Raw genomic sequence first — 19,567 nt, forward strand, 5'->3', positions numbered from 1 at the left:
GTTCTCCCGGGTGGACAGCTCCATCACCATCCTCTTCGGCGGCCAGGCCGGGATGTTCCCACGGTGGTGGCCACCGGCGGCAGCGACCAGCAACTGACGTTCTGGGACGAGGAGATCGCCACCTTCCGCATGACCGGCTGCTTCGTCCTGACCGAGCCTCCCGCTCATCGCCACGTCACTGCTCGCACAGACCGGGTCGAGCTGGTCCGTTGCCCTGTACGTGGTCGTCGCGGCCCTCGTGATGCTCGCCTGCACCCTGACGCTCACCCGATACCGGACCCACCGCGACTACGCGGACCACGGCTGACCGGTCGGCGCTGCATCCCGGCGTAGCATGGCCGCAATGGCCCCGAACCCCACAGACGACGCCGCGCCGGGCCCCGAGAGGCACCCCTCCACGGATGCCGTCCTGTCCCGCTTCACCCCCGCGACCCGCGAGTGGTTCGCGGGGGCCTTCGCCGCGCCGACCACCGCCCAGATCGGCGCCTGGGATGCCATCTCCACGGGCCAGCACGCGCTCGTAGTGGCACCCACCGGCTCGGGCAAGACGCTGTCCGCGTTCCTGTGGGCGCTGGACGGGTTCCTCCGCACCCCGGCGGCTGCGGATCCGACGGCCGGTGACACCCCCGCGGGAGGCGAGCGGCCGGCGTCGGGCACCTCCCCCGCCGGGAAGAAGCCGAAGAACCTGACCCGCGTCCTGTACATCTCCCCCCTCAAGGCGCTGGGCGTGGACGTGGAGCGCAACCTGCGCACGCCGCTGATCGGCATCACGCAGACGGCCCGGCGGCTCGGTGGGGAACCGCCGGAGGTGCGCGTGGGGGTCCGGTCCGGGGACACCCCCGCCCGCGAGCGCCGGCAGTTGGCCAGCCACCCGCCGGACATCCTGATCACCACCCCCGAATCGCTCTACCTCATGCTGACCTCCCAGGCCCGGGCGACGCTCGCGGGCGTTCAGACGGTGATCGTGGACGAGGTGCACGCGGTGGCCGGCACCAAGCGCGGCGCGCACCTGGCGGTCTCCCTCGAACGCCTGGACGCCCTGCTGGCCCGGCCCGCCCAGCGCATCGGGCTCTCCGCCACGGTCGAGCCCCGCGAGGAGGTGGCACGGTTCCTCGGAGGCATCCAGCCCGTGCGGGTGGTGGCCCCGGCCTCCACCAAGTCCTGGGACGTGCACGTCACGGTCCCGGTGCCGGACATGACGGAGCTGCCCTCCGCCCCGGCCGCCCACGACCTCGGACCGGGGTCCGGCCTGCAGGCCAACGCCTCGATCTGGCCGCATGTGGAGGAGCGGATCGTGGACCTGGTCGCCGCGAACCGCTCCACCATCGTCTTCGCCAATTCCCGCCGCCTAGCCGAGCGCTTGACCGGGCGCCTCAACGAGATCTGGGAGGAACGGCAGCAGCTGCCCGACGACGGCGCCTCCTCCCAGCCCGAGGGCGGCTCCCAGCCGGCCGGCTCCCCCGGCCCCCCGGGTCAGGACGGCTCCACCCCGCGCCACGCCCCCGCGCAGCTGATGGGTGGGGCGGGGCAGTCCGCCGGCCACGCCTCCCAGGGCGGCGACGCCGAGTTCGCCCGCGCCCACCACGGCTCGGTGTCCAAGGAGCAGCGGGCGCTGATCGAGGATGCCCTGAAGTCCGGCACGCTGCGGTGCGTGGTGGCCACCAGCTCGCTGGAGCTCGGGATCGACATGGGCGCGGTGGACCTGGTGGTCCAGGTCGAGTCCCCGCCCTCGGTCGCCTCGGGCCTGCAACGCGTGGGCCGCGCCGGTCACCAGGTCGGGGAGACCTCCACGGGCTGGTTCTTCCCCAAGCACCGCGGCGACCTCGTGGACACCGCCGTGGTGGTGGAACGGATGCTCGCCGGGCGGATCGAGCGGCTGTCCGTCCCGGCCAACCCCCTGGACATCCTGGCCCAGCAGACGGTGGCGGCCTGCGCCCTGGAGGATCTAGACGTGGAGGCCTGGTTCGACCGGCTCCGGCGCAGCGCCCCGTTCGCCACCCTGCCCCATTCCGCCTACCAGTCGGTGCTGGACCTGCTCTCCGGCCGCTACCCCTCGGACGAGTTCGCCGAGCTGCGCCCGCGCGTGGTCTGGGACCGCGAGGCCGGCACCCTCACCGGCCGCACGGGCTCACAGTGGCTCGCCGTCACCTCCGGCGGCACCATCCCGGACCGGGGACTCTTCGGCGTCTTCCTGGCCGGCACGGAGGATGAGAAGGCCGGCACCGCCCGCACGGGCGGGCGCCGGGTGGGTGAGCTGGACGAGGAGATGGTCTACGAGTCCCGCGTGGGGGACGTCATCGTCCTGGGGGCCACCAGTTGGCAGATCCAGGACATCACCCACGACCGCGTGCTCGTGGTCCCCGCCTTCGGTCAGCCCGGCCGGTTGCCGTTCTGGCGGGGTGACGCCCAGGGCCGCCCCGTCGAGCTGGGCGAGGCCGTCGGGGCCTTCCGGCGCGAGGTCGCGGCGGCATCCGAGCATGATGACCGGCTGGCGGCCGCCGGGCTGGATGAGTGGGCCCGGGACAACCTGACCGCGTACCTGTCCGAGCAGCAGGAGGCCACCGGCCAGCTGCCCACCGAGAAGACCCTCGTGGTGGAGCGCTTCCACGACGAACTCGGGGACTGGCGCGTGGTGCTGCACTCCCCCTACGGGATGCCGGTGCACGCCCCGTGGGCGCTGGCCGTGGGGGCGCGGCTGCACGCGAGGTACGGGATGGACGGCTCGGCCATGGCCGCCGATGACGGGATCGTGCTCCGCGTGCCGATGATGGAGGACGAGCCGCCCGGGGCGGAGCTGTTCCTGTTCACGGCCGAGGAACTCGAGGAGATCGTCACCGCCGAGGTGGGCGGCTCGGCCCTGTTCGCCGCCCGGTTCCGGGAGAACGCCGCCCGCGCCCTGTTGCTGCCCCGCCGGGACCCGGGCCAGCGCACCCCGCTGTGGCAACAACGCCAGCGTTCGGCCCAGCTGCTGGAAGTCGCCCGGAAGTACCCGCAGTTCCCGATCATCCTCGAGACCGTCCGCGAATGCCTGCAGGACGTCTACGACCTGCCCGCCCTGAAGGACATCGCCACCCGGATCGAGGCCAAGTCGCTGCGACTGGTCCAGACCACCACGCGCTCCCCCTCCCCCTTCGCGCAGTCGCTGCTGTTCGGCTACGTGGCCCAGTTCATCTACGAGGGCGACTCCCCGCTCGCCGAGCGCCGCGCCGCCGCCCTCTCCCTGGACCCCGGCCTGCTCAACGAGCTGCTCGGCCGCGCCGAGCTGCGGGATCTGCTGGACCCGGACGTGATGGCCACCGTGGAAGCGGACCTGCAACGACTCTCCCCGGATCGGCGGGTCAAAGGTGCCGAGGGACTGGCCGACCTCCTGCGACTGCTCGGCCCCCTGACCGCGGAGGAGGCCGCGGCCCGGTTCGAGTCAGACGATGAGGCCACCGCGCTGCTGGATCAGCTCGTCGCGGCGAACCGCGCCCTGAAGGTCCGCCTGGCCGGTGCCACCCGCTACGCCGCCGTCGAGGATGCCGCACGGTTGCGGGACGCCCTCGGGGTGGCCCTGCCCATGGGCATCCCGGTCGCCTTCATCGAGCCGGTCGCGGACCCCCTCGGGGACCTCGTCTCCCGCTACGCCCGCACCCACGGCCCCTTCACCGCCCACGAGGCCGGGGCCGCGCTGGGACTGGGCGCCGCCGTCGTCCATCAGGTGTTGCAGCGGCTCGCCGCAGAGCACCGGGTGAGCGAGGGACAGTTCCGGCCCGGGGGCGCAGCGCACGGCACCGGCGGGCCGCTGGAGACGGAATGGTGCGAGGTCGAGGTCCTGCGGCGCATCCGCCGCCGCTCCCTGGCCGCCCTGCGGGCCGAGGTCGAGCCCGTGGAGCAGGCCGGCTACGCCCGGTTCCTCGCCGACTGGCAGCACCTGTCCCCGGCCCCCGGCGGCGGCTCGCCGGCCACCCTGCAGGGAGTGGACGGCGTGGCCGCGGTCCTGGACCAACTCTCCGGGGTGCCCGTGCCGGCCAGCGCCTGGGAGTCCCACGTGTTGCCCTCCCGCGTCCGCGACTACGCCCCGGCCCTGCTGGATGAGCTGCTGGCCAGCGGCGAGTTCCTGTTCTCCGGCACGGCGGCGGCCAGCGGCAACGACGGCTGGATCGCCTTCCACAGCGCCGAGACCGCCGATCTCTCCCTGACCCGGGCCGAGGGCTTCGAGCCCGGTCCGGCGCACCGGGCCCTGTTGGAGGTGCTCGGCGGGGGCGGGGCCTGGTTCTTCGGCCAGCTCACCGAACGCGCGCGGGCCGTGATCCAGGGGCACGACGGCGGCGCCCCGGCCTCCGAGGACCCGCCCCCGTCCCGCGCGGTCCGGCTCTCCACCGCCGAGCTGCTGAACGCCCTGTGGGACCTGGTCTGGGCCGGACGCGTGGGCAATGACACCTTCGCCCCGGTGCGCGGACTACTGGGCCAGGGTCGCACCGCGCACAAGGCCCGGTCCCGCTCGCCCCGGGCGCGTCCGGCCCGGCCGGGCCGCGGGGCCCGGCTCTCCCGGTTGCGGCGGCTCGAGGAGGCCACCGGCGGGATCGGGGCCGGCTCGGGACAGGTCGACGGCGCGACCGCCGCCGGCCTGATGGGTGACCTCGGACCGGCCGATGCGGCCCGGGCCGCAGGACGCTGGTCCCTGGTGCCCGCACCGATCCACGACCCGACCGTCCGGGCCCATGCCACGGCCGAGTACCTGCTGGACCGCTACGGCGTGATCACCCGCGGCTCCGTGATGGCCGAGGAGATCCCCGGCGGCTTCGCCACCCAGTACCGGCTGCTGTCCCGGATGGAGGAGGCCGGCCAGGTGCGCCGCGGCTACTACATCGAACACCTCGGCGCCGCCCAGTTCTCCACCGGTGCCACCGTGGACCGGCTGCGGGGATTCGCCCGGCAGGACCTGACGGACAGCTCGCGCACCTCGGATTCCACCGCCGCCTCCTCGTGGCAGGCACCGGCGTCCGCCCCGCCTCCGCCGGCCGTGGCGCTGGCCGCCACCGATCCGGCCAACCCCTACGGGGCCGCCCTGCCGTGGCCGGAAATCCCCGCCGGGGCCGACGGCGTGCGGCCGACGGGGCAACGGCCCGGCCGGAAGGCGGGCGCCGTGGTGGTCCTCGTGGCCGGTGAGCTGGCGCTCTACGTGGAGCGCGGCGGCCGGACCCTGCTGCTGTTCAGTGAACAGCAGTCCGCGCTGGCGCCCCTGGCCTCCGCACTGGGCTGGGCGCTGCAGACGGCACGGGTGGAGAAGATGTCTCTGGAGAAGGTCAACGGGCTGCCCCTGACGGGCACGCCCCTGGCCGCCGCCCTGCTGGAGGCGGGATTCTATTCCTCGCCCTCCGGGCTTAGGTTTAGGTCATGAGCGAAACACCACAGGCCCGCACCCCCGCGTCACCCACCACCCCGAGGGCCACCCCGTTCCTGATGTTCGAGGGCCAGGCCGGTGATGCCGTGGCCTACTACGTGCAGACCCTGGCGCCCTATCTCCCCGGAACCGAGGTGACCTACCTGGAGCGCAGGACCACCGAGTCCCCCGAGACCACGGACCACCCCGACCTGGTCGGCACCGTGGCCGCCGGGGAGTTCACCGTGGCCGGCACGCCGTTCCGCGTCTTCGACTCCCCGCCGGGGCACGATTTCACCTTCACCCCTTCGATCAGCATCTTCGTGGAGCTGCCCTCCGGCGGCCCGGACTCGCAGTCCGAGCTGGATGCGGTCGATGCCCTGGCCGACGCGCTGTCCGCGCAGGGTGGTCATGCCATGATGCCGGCCGACGGCTACGGTTTCTCCCGCCGTTTCGCCTGGGTGGCCGACCGGTGGGGCCTCACATGGCAGCTCAACTGCGCCTGAACCGACTGGCGCGCCACCTCCGGCAGAGCCCAGGCTCTCTAGGACCGTGTCGACCCCGTCGGCCCCGGCCGTCCCGCCGGCCCCGGAACGGGATCCATGCCCGAGGGTGACTCGCTGGTTCGGCTGGCCGACCGCCTGCGCCCCGTGCTGGAGGGGCGGGACCTGGTGCGCACCGATTTCAGGGTGCCCCAGCTGGCCACCCTCGACCTGTCCGGCCGGACGGTACGGGCGGTCCGGCCACGGGCGAAGTACCTGCTGATGGAACTCTGCGGAACCGAGGGGCCCGGAGGCACCGGCGCCGGCACCGACGCCGGGGGCCTGACGGTGCTGTCCCATCTGAAGATGGAGGGCCGGTGGGAGGCCTATCCCCTCGTGGATGCCGCCGGCCAGCGGCTCCGGCCACGCTGGCGTCATCCCGCATGGCAGGCGCGCTGCGTGCTGGACACGCACAGGCACCAGGTCGTCGGGTTCCAACTGGGATTGCTGGAGGTGTTGCCCACCTCGGAGGCAGCCCGGCGCCTGCACTACCTCGGACCCGACCTCCTGGACCCGGTCTGGGTGGATCCGGACCGGGCACCGGTGCTCCGGGACGAGGCCGTACGGCGGCTGCAGTCCGAGCCCGCACGGCCCCTCGGCGTGGCCCTGCTGGACCAGCGGCTGGTCTCCGGGATCGGGAACATCTATCGCTGCGAGGTCCTGTTGCTGGCTGGACTGGACCCGCACCGGCCCGTATCCTCCGTGCCGGACCTGCCCGGGCTGATCGTCCTGGCCCGGGACCTGATGGCCGTCAACACGGTGGCGGCGGAGCCTGGCCTACCGGCCCCGCGGCGCACCACCGGTGTGACCCGGGATCCCGAGGCCCCCTACGGGGTCCGGGTCCTCAGCTCGGTGCCGCCCGCGCGGCGCGGCGCGGGCCGGAGCCGGGAGCCGAGGCACTGGGTCTACGGCCGGCGGCGGGAGGGCTGCCTGCGCTGTGGCGGTCCGGTGACCGTGGAGGACCTGGGCGAGGCGGGCGGCTCGGACCGTATCCTGTACTGGTGCAGGCACTGCCAGCACTGACCGCCGTGGGACCACCTGCGAGAGGACGTTGAGATGGCAGATCCCTTTCCCCAGGACCGGGCCCACTCCACGGTGGCTCTGGTGCTGGCCGGCGGCCGGGGCGGCCGCCTGTCCCCGTTGACCGATGCCCGGTCCAAGCCCGCCGTCCCGGTGGCCGGCCAGTACCGGCTGATCGACGTGGTGCTGTCCAACCTGGCCAACTCCGGGCTCCGCGACGTCTGGATCGTGGAGCAGTACCGGCCGTTCACCCTCAACCAGCACCTGGCCGGGGGCCGTCCCTGGGACCTGGACGGCACCCGCCACGGACTGCGTCTGCTGCCCCCCGCCGAGGGGCGCGCTGAGGAGGGGTTCGCCGCCGGCAACGGCCATGCCCTGTTCCAGCAGATCCCGCTGCTGGAGTCCTTCGGCGCGGAGACGGTGGTGGTGCTCAGCGCGGACCAGCTCTACCAGTTCGACCTGCGGCCGGCCCTCGAGCAGCACCGGTCCGGGCCGGCGGAACTGACCGTGGTGACCACCGAGACGGACGAGGACCCCTCCCGGTTCGGCGTGGTCCAGGTGGCCGGGCAGGGCGTGGTCACCGGCTATGACTACAAGCCGGAGCACCCGCAGGGGAACCTCGTGGCCTCGGAGATCTTCATCTATGACCTGTCCGCCCTGGCCGAGGTGACGCGGCACCTCACGGCGGAGTCGGACGACCCGGAGGGCGACTCGCTGGGCGACTACGGCGAGACGATCGTCCCGCACTTCGTGGAGCACCGGCGGACGGAGTCCTACCGCCTGGACGGCTACTGGCGTGACATCGGCACCACGGACGCCTACTTCAAGGCCCACATGGAGCTGTTGGACGGCACCGGCCTGGACCTGGGCCGGCCCGGCTGGCCCCTGGTCTCCAACCCGGAGCCCGCCCCGCCGGCCTGGATCGACACCCGGGCCTCCGTCTCGGCCTCCTTCGTGGCCCCCGGCTGCCGCATCCTGGGCGAGGTCGAGCACAGCGTCGTGGGACCCGGGGTGGTCATCGAGGCGGGGGCGCGGGTGTCGCGATCCATCCTCCTCGGGGACTGTGTGGTCCCGTCCGGGGCCGTGCTGGAGTCCGTGATCGCCGACGTCGGCGCGCACGTCCCGGACGGACCGTCCGGCCGGACGAGGCCCGGCCCCGGCAACATCACCGTCCTGGTGCCGGCGGACCGCGGACCACAGAGCCCGGATGAGACCACCGGAACCTGACGCCGGCCGGCGTCAGGTCCCGCAACCGGCCGCTACCGGCCGGCCACCTGCCCGGTCAGTTCTCCGGAGAGCTGCCCGGTGACCCGCTCCACGCCCCGTTCCACGGCATCCACCAGGTAGGGGCGGATCCGCTCGGCCGGCACGATGACGTCCACCGAGCCGACCTCACGGGCGCGCTCGATGTTGTGGATGCCGTCGAACTCCTGGCCCACCTCGGTGAGCTTCTCCGAGCGCACGGTGGAGCGCAGCTCGCCCAGCTGGACGCGCAGGCGGTTCCGATCCGCATCCGAGGCCTCGGCGATGGCCGCCTCCAGCTCACTGATCCGGAGATCGGCCTCCGTGCGCCGGTTGACGTCCCGGGTGAAGACCACCGCTGCGGCCGAGGCCCCGCCCAGCACCGAGGCGTAGGCGCCCTCGATCGCGGCGACCTCCATGTTCTCGTTCAGCTGGCCCGAGAACACCACGAAGGCACCACCGTGGTACCGGGTGATCACGCAGAAGACGATCGGGCCGTCGAAGTTGACCACGGCCCTGCCGATCTCGGCACCGAACTCCAGCTGCCACTGACGCATGGACTCCGGCGAGCCGTCGAAGCCGGAGAGGTTGGCCAGCACCACCAGCGGACGGTTGCCGCTGGCCGCGTTGATGGCCCGGGCCGTCTTCTTGGACGAGCGCGGGAACAGCGTGCCGGCGGTCCACTGGTCCGGGCCGTCCGTCGGGTACTGCCCCGTGCGGGGGACCGCGCGGGACTCGATGCCGATCAGGCTCACCGGGAATCCGCCCAGGTGGGCGTCGAAGACCACGGAGGTGTCGGCGTCGGCCATGTCCGCCCAGCGCTCCAGAACCCGGTGGTCCTGGTCCACCACGGCGCGCATCACCGTGCGGATGTCATAGGGCTTCTTCCGGTCCGGGTTCGCCTCGGCGGAGAAGATGTCCCCCACCGTGGTGAAGTCGCTGGACGGGTGGGTGTGCGGGAAGCTGCGCACGTCCCGCTCCACCGGATCGGAGGTCGGCGCCTGGCGTGGGAAGCGCTCCCCCGGGGCCAGGTAGGCATGGTCGTAGTGCGCGAACAGCACGTCCACGGCCGCCGCCAGGTTCGGTGCCCAGTACTGGGCCTGGCCGTTGGGGCCCATCACCCGGTCATAACCGCCGATCCCGAAGTTGTCCTCCGCCGAGACACCGCCGGCGTAGTCCAGCGAGTGCTTTCCGGTGAGCACCATGGCGCTGTCCGGGGTCATCACCAGGATGCCCTTGGTGTGCATCAGCATGGTGGCCTCGGCGTTCCAGTACGGCTGGGCGCCCACGTTGATCCCGGCGACCACGATGTTGATCTCACCGCCGCCCTGGGTGAAGGTGACGATCCGGCGCAGGGCCCGGGAGACCCAGTCCATGTTCTCCGTGCCGCGCTCCATGGAGATCTCCGCACCGGCGGAGAGGGCGAACCACTCCACCGGGACGCTCATCTGTTCGGCCAGGTCGATGGCCGCCACCACGCGGGCGCACTCCGGCTCGGCCAGCGAGCCCAGGGCCCGGGTCGGATCCCCGAACAGCACCACGCGGGTCATCCCCTCCGGGTACAGCGGGGTGGGGGTGGTCACCACCCCGGCGATGATCCCCGCCGTGTTCTGGCCATAGGGCCGGTCCACCGGGACCAGGCGGCCCTCACCATCGAGGTCGTGCTCGGTGAAGGTGCCCTTCTTCCCCGTGAGCACCGGGACCATCTCGTACGGGTAGACGGTGCCGCGGGAGCGGGCCTTGCGGACCTTCTGCTCGTAGTCGTCCATCGGCTCGAGCGGATCCGTGATGGGCTCCGTCAGCTGCGTGGTGATGCCACCGCCGGCCTCGAACACGTACCGCAGGGCCACCTCGCGCGGCTCGGCCTGGGCGGCGGAGCGCACCCGGACGATCAGCGTGATCTCCTCCAGCCCGAGGCCCATCGCCAGGGAGCTCAGGTTCTGGGCCACCACGTCCTTGACGTCCTGCACGTCCAGCTCGAACACCGGCCAGGCATAGAGCACCACGCGGTTCGCGGTGAGGCGCTTGCGGCTGCCGCGCTGGGACTGGGCCCGGCGGATGCCGTTCAGGCAGGCGGCCACGGTGCGCTCGGCCATCGGCAGGCCGAGGACGTTGCCGTCCTCGTCGTATTCCGGGGTGAGGTCCCGGATCTCGGCCAGGGCCACCAGCCGCTCGTCGGCGGGGTTGTCCTTCGCCACCAGGTGCAGCAGGTAGGTGTCGATCTCGGCGGGCAGCCGGGTGCCGTGGAAGTTCTTCAGACGCCACAGCTCCACGCGCTGACCGGTCAGCGGGTGCATGTCCCGCACCACCAGCTCCTCCGCCAGCCCGCCATCGGCCGGCCGGAAGGTGAAGCGGTGGTGCGAGTCCACCGTCTCCCCGCACATCGTGATGGTGACCCGGCGGACACCCAGCAACCACGAGGCCTGCTCGAGCGCCAGCCGCAGCTGCTCGGACATCGCCTCCGGATCCGCCGGGCGCCCGGGCCAGGACAGGTACAGGTCCAGGACGATCTGCCCGGACTTGCCCTCGGCCACCGTCTGCAGGTCCGCCAGGACCGTGGCCAGGGACTCGACGGACCCCACCGAGGAGATCAGGTCCAGCTGGTCACCGCGCAACTCGAAGGTCCCGGTGACCACCGGCCGGGTCCCCGCGGTGAAGGACTCCACCTGCTGCAGGTCGCGGATCTTGTAGTAACGGCGGGAGACCACCTCGAGGAACTCGCGGGCCCCCGTGCCGTCGCCGTTGATGGCGTCTGCCAGCGGATCCAGCAGGGGTTCCGGACCGGCCACCAGCTCGTCGAGGCGCGCCGCGCGGTCCGCGGCGTCCGGGGTGGCGGCCAGGTAGGCCACGGAGCCGCGGGCCCGGTCATAGACCTTCTCGCGGGCGGCCGAGATGCGGGGCTCGTCGAAGAACCGGTAGCGCAGGCTCCGGGCCACATCCCCGATCACCGGGTAGCGCGACTGGGTGGCCACCACGAGCCGGTCCAGGACCTCCTCGAAACCTTCCGGGGTGGGAGCGGACGGCTCCCGGTCCTCGGTCCAGCGGCTCAGCAGCCCGGAGACGACCGGCAGCTGGTTCTCGATCCGCTGCTGGGCCAGGAAGATCCGGAAGACGGCCTGCTCCAGCTCCTCCGTGTGTTCCAGCCCGTCCACGTCGTAGTGCCGCAGCGCATTGGCCAGCCGGTCCTGGAAGGCCTGGGGCAGGCCTTCACGCTCCGGGTCCAGGGAGTGCAGGTACCGGTGGAAGTACTCCCGGGGGCTGTGCACCCTGGTCTCGATCTCGTCTTCGCCCAGGGCCGGCCGGTTGCGGGCCAGCTCGCACAGGTCGGCGAACGTGGTCAGGACCGCCAGCTCCGCATCCACGAGGGATTCTCCGCCCTGGCCCTCCTCGCTGCGGGCACAGGCCTCCTCATAGGAGGACAGCAGGGCCCGGGCGCGCTGGACCGAGACATCGAACCCGGTGATCATGGCGCGGAACGTGTCCAGCAGGGACCGGGCGCCGGCGTGCTGGTCGGCCGGGGCGACCGAGACGTCCTCGCCGAAGGTGACCAACGGTGCCGAGGAGTCGGCGGCCTGTTCGTCGGCCGCCTCCACCCGCACCAGGGAGGCGCCGGCATCGACCTGGGTGTTGACGGTGGCCAGGACCTCCCGGACCTGACCGGCCGCGGTGGCCCGCACCGCGGTCTCCATCTTCATGGACTCCAGCACCACGAGGATGTCCCCGGCCTGGACCTCGTCCCCCACCCTGACCGGCACGGCCATCACCACGGCCGGAGAGGGGGCGCGCACCAGTCCGGCCTCGTCGCGGCTGATGCGGTGGGAGATGCCGTCCACCTCGATCAGGTGCCCGCCGGCCCCGGCGACGGAGACCACCTGGAAGGTGCCCTTGCCGGTCACCACGCGACGCTCGTACTCGGCCAGGCGCTCGATGTCCACCTGGGCGACCACCCGGCCGCCCGCGCCGTCCTGTGCCGTGCCCACCCGGTAGCGGTGCGGGCCGACCTTGCTGACGGTGAAGGAGTAGGGGTTGGACTGGTAGGACAGCTCGACCCGACGCCCCACGGTCTCGTCGGCCCGCGGCCGGCCACCGTAGGCGGCGGCGAGGAAGCGCGTCCGTTCCAGGGACTCCTCGTCCTCATAGACCTCCACGGCGGCCGTCAGCAGGGCCACATCCGCCTGGACACTGGTCACCTTGACGGTGCCGGCACCGGCGCGGTCCAGCCAGCCGGTGTCCGCCGAGGCCGTCACGAGCTCCTCGCGGTCCAGCAGGTCCAGCAGGAAGGACTTGGTGGTGGTACCGCCCTCGATCACCACTGTGGTCTCACGCAAGGCGGTGCGCAGCCGGGCCAGGGCCACGGACCGGGTGGGCCCCCAGGCGATGATCTTGGCGACCATCGAGTCGAAGTCCGGCGGGATGACGTCTCCCTGGCCGATGCCGGTGTCCACCCGGATCCCGGGGCCCAGAGGCAGGTCCAGGAGCCGCACGGTCCCCGGGGCGGCGGCGAACTCGTTGTCCGCGTCCTCGGCGTTGAGACGCGCCTCGATGGCATGGCCGAACTCCGCCGGGGAATCGCCGGTCAGCGGCTCGCCGGCCGCCACGAGGATCTGCAGCTTGACCAGGTCCAGGCCGGTGGTGGCCTCGGTGATCGGGTGCTCGACCTGCAGGCGGGTGTTGACCTCCAGGAAGGTGAAGAGCTGCTGATCGGGCTGGTAGAGGTACTCCACCGTGCCGGCGCCCCGGTATCCGGCCGCGAGCACGAGGCTGCCGGATACCTCGCGCAGGTGCTGCGACTGCTCCTCGGTCAGCAGCGGTGAGGACGATTCCTCGATGACCTTCTGGTTGCGCCGCTGGATGGAGCAGTCGCGGACGCCGGGAGCCCAGACATTGCCGTGGTTGTCCGCGATGACCTGGACCTCCACGTGCCGGGCCTCGGTGACCAGACGCTCCATGAACACGATGGGGTCTCCGAAGGCACGCTGTGCCTCGCCCTGGGTGCGCTCGAACGCCGACTCGAGCTCGTCCTCGGAGTAGACCTTGCGGATGCCGCGGCCCCCGCCGCCGCTGCGGGCCTTGATGATCAGCGGGTAGCCGATGTTCTGCGCGTGCCGCCGCGCATCCGCCAGTGATTCCACCGGCCCGCGGCTCCACGCGGCCACCGGCACGCCGACGTCCTCGGCGAGCAGCTTCGCGGTGACCTTGTCACCGAGCCGGCGCATCGACTCGGCGGAGGGGCCGATCAGGGTGATCCCCAGGGAGGCCACCAGTTCGGCGAAGGTGGGATCCTCCGCCACGAAGCCCCAGCCCACCCACACGGCGTCCGCACGGGAGAGCCGCAGCACGCGCTCGAGCTCGGTGTAGTTCAGGTAGGGGGATCCGGTGCCGTCACTGCGCAGGGCGATGGCCTCGTCCGCCTGCCGGACGAACATCGCCCGCCGCTCGGCCTCGGTGTGGAGGGCGATCGTGCGTATGCCGTAGCGGTGTTCGGCGTTCATCTCGCGCACCGCGCGGATGAGGCGCACAGCGGCCTCGCCGCGGTTGACCACTGCAATCCGTTCGAACATCAGGTCTGTCTCCGTACTCTGGGTCGGGCTGTGAAGTCTGGTGAGGTGGGGGCGGGGCGCCGGCTCAGGCGAAGGCCGCGGCCATGTTGTCCACCGTGGTGGCGGCCGAGGGCTCCGCCGGGGCCTCCGGATGATCCGCGTGGGTGGCGGCAGCGCTGTCCACCCGAGGGGCCATCACGGCCGGATCGATCCGCATCACGGCATAACCGGCCACCGCACCGGCCCCGAAACCGGGGGCGAAGACGCGCGTCGGGCGGGTGATGAGGCCGTCCTGGACCGCATCGTAGATCGCCAGGGGGATGCTGGCCGAGGACGTGTTGCCGACCCTGTCGATGTTGAAGTACAGCTGCTCCGGGGTCAGGCCGGCCTTGAGGGCCAGGTCGGTGACCATCGTCTTGTTGGCCTGGTGCGGCACGATCAGCTCGATGCTGTCCAACAGGGTGGCCGCCTCCCCGTCCGGATCCGGCAGGTTCTTGAGGTCATCCAGCATCTGGGCCAGGTAGCGGCCGGCCAGGTCCTTGACCTCCGGCCCGTACACGGTGAGGTTGTTGTCGAACTCCGGGTTCGGCCAGATGATCGAGTTGACCTGGCTCGCGGGACCGCTGGCGTAGGTGTCCAGGTATTCGATGTCCGTGGTGCCGCCGGCCTCCGTGGGGCCGACCAGGATCGCGGCCGCGCCGTCACCGAAGATCATCCGCGAGGGCCGGACGTTGCCGATCTTGTCCGAGAACTTCTCCACGCAGACCACCAGCACCGGCCGCTCCACCTCCTGGAGCAGACGGGTCGCCTCAGCCATGGCATAGGGCATCCCGGCGCACGCCGCGATCAGGTCGAAGGAGGCATGCGACTGGTAGATGCCCAGCTCACCGGAGAGGTACGTGGCGATCGAGGGCATCAGCCGGTCGTTCGTGCAGGTGGCCACGATCACGGCGCCGACGTCGGCCGGCCCCACCCCGGCATGGTCCAGGGCCGAGCGGGCGGCCTTCAGGGCCAGGTCCTCGATCCGGGACATGCTGTACAGACGCTGTTCGATCCCGGTCTTCTGCACGATCGAGGCGGCGCTCATGGGCGACCAGTTGTACGCGGTGTTCCGCACCAGGTCGTCGTTGCTGCAGACCATCTCCCCGGGCTCCACGGACAGGGACAGGATCCTCGGCTGGACCGCCATGGCCCGGACGTCGAGGGGTCGGTAGGGGCGGGAGGGCTGGGCGGACTCGGCGGGCGGCACCGAGGGGGCCACCGGACGGGCACGGCCGGTGGCGACCCGGCGGAGGAAGCGCTGCACCTCGCGGTCGCGGGGGCGGAAGACCACCACGAAGTCGTCATCGCGCAGCTCATCCACCCGGACCAGCTCGGTCTTCGTGCGGTCCCAGGGGTACTGGTTGTGCAACACCATGCCCCAGCGCCGCAGGCTCTCGAGCTCCGCGACCTCCTCGTGGGCGTCGAAGATGTCCTCTTCGCTGTAGACCGGGTAGTTCGGGTCGTAGCCGGTGACCCGGACCATCAGGTTGGCCGGGTCCTGAATCATCTCGGCCACGGTCGGCTTGATCGCCGAGAGCTCCGTGGCGTGGAACTTGCGGTGGGCGAAGACGTCGAAGACCTGATCGTAGATGCTGTCCTCCACGGCGGCATCCCACTGTGCCGGTAGGGCCGGGAAGGCCTCCCGCACGGCAGCCACCTTGCGGTCCCCGTCCTCCCAGGGCGTGAGCAACGGCAGGTAGTGGTCCTCCCGCTGGCGCGGCACGTCGCTCCAGCGCACCAGCACCTTGTCATACATGGTGATGGCATACCGGTTGGTCCAGAACAGGTTCATGGCCATGTCCCGCAGCAGCTCCGCCTTGGTGGCATAGGAGCCCTGCTCGATGCGGGCCAGGATGTCCGTGCCGCTGGGCGACTTGTCCTCGAAATCGCGCCGGATCACCGCCTCCAGGTCGTCCAGGCTGTCCAGCGCGGAAAGATCCAATTCGGGAATGAAATTAGAAGGGAAGATCAATCGTCCGTGGCTATTCAGCATGGCGGGCTGAGACATGTGTGGGCTCCTGTGCATCGGTCCGGATACGGCTGAGCCTAGGGTGCCCCGGCGGGAATTCCGATATGTGACGAACCGCCACTTCCGCGACATCGCGGGGTTCTGGCTCGTGACGTGGGCAGACAGCTGGTTACCGAAGGGTCATTCATGGAAAGGTGAATTCGTCACAAATAATTCACAAACTTCCACCCCCAAGAATCGCAGCATAGTGACCCAAGACACAATACGCACTAGTAGGGGTGCGATGACAGTAGCCTTCACCCCTCACGCGGTCTGGAACACTGGTCCCGTGCCCCAGCTCCCGCCCCTGCCCGTCCGCGACGGCGTCAACGCGACCCGCCTCGCGGTGCCGGCTTCCGGCTGGGACACGGTCCTCGACTACGTGCTGCACCGCTGGGGGCACGTGGACCCGGACGGCATCGTGGCGCGGTTCCGCACCGGCGAGGTACGCGCCGCCGACGGCACGGTGGTCACCGAGTCCACCCCGCTGACCGCGCACGACTTCGTCTGGTACTACCGATCCCTCCCGCACGAGGACCCGATCCCCTTCGAGGTCACGGTGCTGCATCAGGACGAGCACCTCGTCGCGGTGGACAAGCCACACTTCCTGCCCACCACCCCCGGCGGCCGCTTCGTCCAGGAGTCGGCCCTGGTCCGGCTGCGCAACCAGCTCGGGCTGGACCACCTCGTCCCCATCCACCGCCTCGACCGCGCGACCGCCGGCGTCCTGTTGTTCTCCACGAATCCGGACACCCGCGGCCCCTACCAGGTGCTCTTCGAGCGGCGGCAGGTGTGGAAGGTCTACGAGGCCGTCTCTGCCCTGGCCGGCACGGCCGGCCGGTTCCCCCTCACCTACCGCAACCGGATGGACAAGGTGAAGGGCGTGCTCACCGCCCGTCTGCTGGACTACGGGACCCAGGAGTCGGGCCGCTCCCCCGGCGCGCCGGCCCGTCCCGGCCGCAAGACGAACCGTCCCACCACCGGGGCCAACGCGGAGACCCGCATCGAGCTGATCGGCACGGGAGTCTCCGCGGGCACCTGGGCCGGGGCCGGCGTCGGGCACCTCCGCCTGTTCCCGCGCACGGGACGCACCCATCAGCTGCGCGTGCACCTGGCCGCGTTGGGGCTGGGCATCCTCAACGACCCGTTCTATCCGATACTGCAGGACGTGGCCCCGGACGACTACGAGCGCCCGCTGCAGCTGCTGGCCCACACGATCGGCTTCACGGACCCGCTCACGGGGACCGAGCGGCGGTTCTCCTCCCGGCTCCAGCTGCGCGAGAGGCCGGAGGCCGGTGCGTGAGCGGGATGGGCGCGGATGCGGGGCTCGATGTGCTCTGGGTGGAGTCCCTGGGTTGGTGGTTCCACCCGCTGACCGCACTGCTGGTGGCACTGGACGCGCCCATCCCGCCGGTGCCCAGCGAGCTGCTCGTCATCGGCTCAGGCGCCCTGGCCCAACTGGGCACCGTGGGCCTGGTCCCCTCCCTGCTGGCCACCTGGCTGGGATGCTGGGCCGGGGACGCGGGGCTCTACGCCCTGTTCCGGTACCGCCTGACCGGCCTGCTCGACCGCGCCTCCTGGGGGCAGCGGATCCACCGGGGGATCCTGACGTTGCTGGACAAGGCCGGTCCCGCCCCCGGGTATGCCTCCCTGTTCGTGTTGCGCTTCGTGTCGGGTGGCCGGACGGCGTCCATGGCGGCGGCGGGGATCGCGGGAATCCGTTGGCGTCCCTTCCTGGCCCTGTCAGGAACGGGTTCTGCCGTGTGGTCCGTGTACATGGTGGGGCTGGGGTGGTTCACCGGCGGCGCGACAGGCCTGCCGTTCTGGGCGAGCGCCTTGGTGGGCATGGGATTGGGTACCCTTGCAGGGTTGATCATGGCGGCGGTCATCGCCATCCGACGACGTTCCAGGGAGGGGTGAACAGTGCTCGACGACACATCCTCGTCCTCCTCTGCCGCGCTGGAGCGCATGAAGGCCGCCGCGGAGAAGAACCGGACCACCGCACAGCCGGAGCGGGCTGAGAGTGCTGCGCAGCCTGAGCGTGTTGAGCAGACTGAGCGTGTTGAGCAGGCCGAGCGTGTTGAGCGGCCTGAGCGTGTTGAGCAGGCAGAGGGTGCGGCACAGCCCCCGGCCGCACAGCGCCTGCGCCACGCGAACACCCACGAGACCCAGGGCCCGCTGGAATCCTTCAACGACTGGCTCGACGGTCTGGGCGAACCGGACTGGGACCGGGTGTCCCAGTCCATCTACGACTCCCCGGCCACCGTGAAGGCCGCCTACGAACGGCAGAAGGCGCACCGCGAGGCCGAACGGGAGCGCAAGGCCGAGGAGCAGCGCCTCGCCGAGGAACAGGCCGAACGGGACCGGATCGAGGCCGAACGGCTGGCCGAGCTCGAACGGCAGCGGGCCGCCGAGCAGGCCGAGCGGGACCGGGTGGAGGCCGAGCGGCGCGCCGAGCGCGACCGGATCGAGGCCGAGCGGCGTGCCATCGAGGAGGCCGAGCTTGAGGCCCGGCGCCAGGCGGAGGAAGAGGCCCGGCAGGAGCACGAGCGGTTGCTCGAAATCCAGCGCGCCGAGGAAGAGGCCCTGCGCCTGGAGATGGAACGCCAGGAGTACGAGGAGTGGCTGGCCCGCCAGCGTGAGCGCGAGACCTGGGCCCTGCAGACGGCGGCCCGGGAATCGGACGGCACCGACTGGGTCCCGCCCGCAGACCGCCGCGCCCTGCTCGAGGAGCGCGGGGAGAACCTCACGGACACCGAGTTGCTGGACCGCGCCCGGGCCTCCCTGCCGGAGTGGCGTCACCGGGACCGCATCGTGGAGAAGGCCCAGGCCATCGAGGCCGCCACGGTCCGGCGCTCCCGTCCGACCGTGGCCGCCCTGGACCGGGGATGGGAGCCGGCCCCGACCGGTTACATCCCGCCCTACAACCTGCCCTCCCTGGAGCCGGACCCGGCCCCGGTGGCCACGGACCTGCTCCGCCGGCTGGCCGTGACCGCGGCCTACGTGGTGTTCCTGATCGGTGGGGTCTACGGACTCGGCTTCCTGGGCGAGGATGGCACCGGGCCCTGGCTGCAGGAACTGCATGAGGGCCGCTACCGGGGCGGATTCTCCATGCTGTCCATGGCACCCTGGCACCAGTTCGCCTGGCCCCTGCTCTGGGTGGCCTTAGGCATCTACACGGTGCACCAGTGGCGACCCTCCCAGGCCGCCGCGGACCGGCAACGAGCCACCGGCTGGCGCGTGGCGGCCGCCATGGTGGCCGCCGTGGCGTGGTTCGTCATCGCCCGGACGGGGGTGCTGCTCGGCGTGGAGCTGTTCGTCTGGCTGGCCCTGGGCTATCTGCTCGTGGACAGCATCCACCAGCTGAACCTCTACACCGCCCGTAACGGCGTGGAACGGGCCATCACGGACGGGACGATCGGGCTGTTCACCGGCTGGGCGCTGATCTTCGCCGCCACCAACGCCTCGATCTGGCTGCAGTCCCTGGGCATCAACCTGCTCTGGATCCCCGGTCCGGTCTGGGCGGTCCTGACCCTGGTGGTGGTGGTCTGGGGCGCGGCCTTCCTGGCGATGACCGAACGAGGCCGCATCGGCATCGCCCTCGGCCTGTCCTGGGGACTCGCCGCCATCCTGGCCCCGCGCCTGGTGGGGTCCATGACGTCCGTGTGGGTGGCCATCGTGGCCGCCATGGGGCTGTTCATGGTGCTGCTGGCCACCGAGAACCGGCGCTACCGGATCAACCATGCCGAGCACCGGGCGGCGCTGGGCCACGAGGTCGACGAGTTCTAGGCCGGCGCCCGGCCGCGGC

Annotated in this window: 9 protein-coding genes; 7 read left to right on the forward strand and 2 right to left on the reverse strand. The window is 71.6% G+C overall.

Features of this window, described 5'->3' with window-relative positions; all coding sequences use genetic code 11:
- Positions 1–343: 343 nt before the first annotated feature.
- From ACSU1G_RS04670 to ACSU1G_RS04685, 4 genes are all read left to right on the forward strand, one after another.
- Positions 344–5,383 (forward strand): ATP-dependent helicase, encoded by a 5,040-nt coding sequence (locus tag ACSU1G_RS04670; protein WP_439278755.1) that lies wholly within the window; start codon positions 344–346, stop codon positions 5,381–5,383.
- On the forward strand, positions 5,380–5,871 hold the full coding sequence (locus ACSU1G_RS04675) for a VOC family protein (RefSeq protein WP_439278756.1): 492 nt from the start codon (positions 5,380–5,382) through the stop codon (positions 5,869–5,871). Before ACSU1G_RS04670 ends, ACSU1G_RS04675 begins: the two co-directional genes overlap by 4 nt.
- Before the next feature lie 96 nt (positions 5,872–5,967).
- Positions 5,968–6,930, forward strand: coding sequence for a DNA-formamidopyrimidine glycosylase family protein (locus ACSU1G_RS04680; RefSeq protein WP_439278757.1), 963 nt, complete (start codon positions 5,968–5,970; stop codon positions 6,928–6,930).
- A 33-nt stretch (positions 6,931–6,963) separates the two neighbouring features.
- On the forward strand, positions 6,964–8,154 hold the full coding sequence (locus tag ACSU1G_RS04685; RefSeq protein ID WP_439278758.1) for a glucose-1-phosphate adenylyltransferase family protein: 1,191 nt from the start codon (positions 6,964–6,966) through the stop codon (positions 8,152–8,154).
- 32 nt (positions 8,155–8,186) lie between these two features.
- On the opposite strand, the gene ACSU1G_RS04690 is transcribed toward ACSU1G_RS04685, so the two are convergent.
- Positions 8,187–13,730, reverse strand: a complete 5,544-nt coding sequence (locus ACSU1G_RS04690) for a carboxyl transferase domain-containing protein (RefSeq protein WP_439278759.1) — start codon at positions 13,728–13,730, stop codon at positions 8,187–8,189.
- 64 nt (positions 13,731–13,794) lie between these two features.
- Positions 13,795–15,759, reverse strand: a complete 1,965-nt coding sequence (locus ACSU1G_RS04695) for a 3-oxoacyl-ACP synthase III family protein (protein ID WP_439278760.1) — start codon at positions 15,757–15,759, stop codon at positions 13,795–13,797.
- A gap of 244 nt (positions 15,760–16,003) precedes the next feature.
- Between ACSU1G_RS04695 and ACSU1G_RS04700 the strand changes: the two genes are divergently transcribed.
- Genes ACSU1G_RS04700 through ACSU1G_RS04710 form a run of 3 tightly spaced genes read left to right on the forward strand, consistent with a single transcriptional unit; the run spans position 16,004 to position 19,548 of the window.
- The gene (locus tag ACSU1G_RS04700) at positions 16,004–17,062 is read left to right on the forward strand and encodes a pseudouridine synthase (protein WP_439278761.1); all 1,059 of its coding nucleotides are present in this window, start codon (positions 16,004–16,006) and stop codon (positions 17,060–17,062) included.
- Positions 17,063–17,067: 5 nt separating this feature from the next.
- Complete coding sequence (locus ACSU1G_RS04705) at positions 17,068–17,679, forward strand: DedA family protein (protein WP_439279396.1); 612 nt, start codon at positions 17,068–17,070, stop codon at positions 17,677–17,679.
- Between the two features lie 3 nt (positions 17,680–17,682).
- Complete coding sequence (locus tag ACSU1G_RS04710) at positions 17,683–19,548, forward strand: hypothetical protein (RefSeq protein WP_439278762.1); 1,866 nt, start codon at positions 17,683–17,685, stop codon at positions 19,546–19,548.
- The last annotated feature ends 19 nt before the right edge of the window (positions 19,549–19,567 follow it).

It is taken from the genome of Microbacterium sp. A93 (assembly GCF_051842835.1).

Bases quoted from the DNA above. Each gene is read 5' to 3' on its own strand.
- ACSU1G_RS04670 (WP_439278755.1), top strand. From the start codon at position 344: ATGGCCCCGAACCCCACAGACGACGCCGCGCCGGGCCCCGAGAGGCAC.
- ACSU1G_RS04675 (WP_439278756.1), top strand. From the start codon at position 5,380: ATGAGCGAAACACCACAGGCCCGCACCCCCGCGTCACCCACCACCCCG.
- ACSU1G_RS04680 (WP_439278757.1), top strand. From the start codon at position 5,968: ATGCCCGAGGGTGACTCGCTGGTTCGGCTGGCCGACCGCCTGCGCCCC.
- ACSU1G_RS04685 (WP_439278758.1), top strand. From the start codon at position 6,964: ATGGCAGATCCCTTTCCCCAGGACCGGGCCCACTCCACGGTGGCTCTG.
- ACSU1G_RS04690 (WP_439278759.1), bottom strand. From the start codon at position 13,730: ATGTTCGAACGGATTGCAGTGGTCAACCGCGGCGAGGCCGCTGTGCGC.
- ACSU1G_RS04695 (WP_439278760.1), bottom strand. From the start codon at position 15,759: ATGTCTCAGCCCGCCATGCTGAATAGCCACGGACGATTGATCTTCCCT.
- ACSU1G_RS04700 (WP_439278761.1), top strand. From the start codon at position 16,004: ATGACAGTAGCCTTCACCCCTCACGCGGTCTGGAACACTGGTCCCGTG.
- ACSU1G_RS04705 (WP_439279396.1), top strand. From the start codon at position 17,068: ATGGGCGCGGATGCGGGGCTCGATGTGCTCTGGGTGGAGTCCCTGGGT.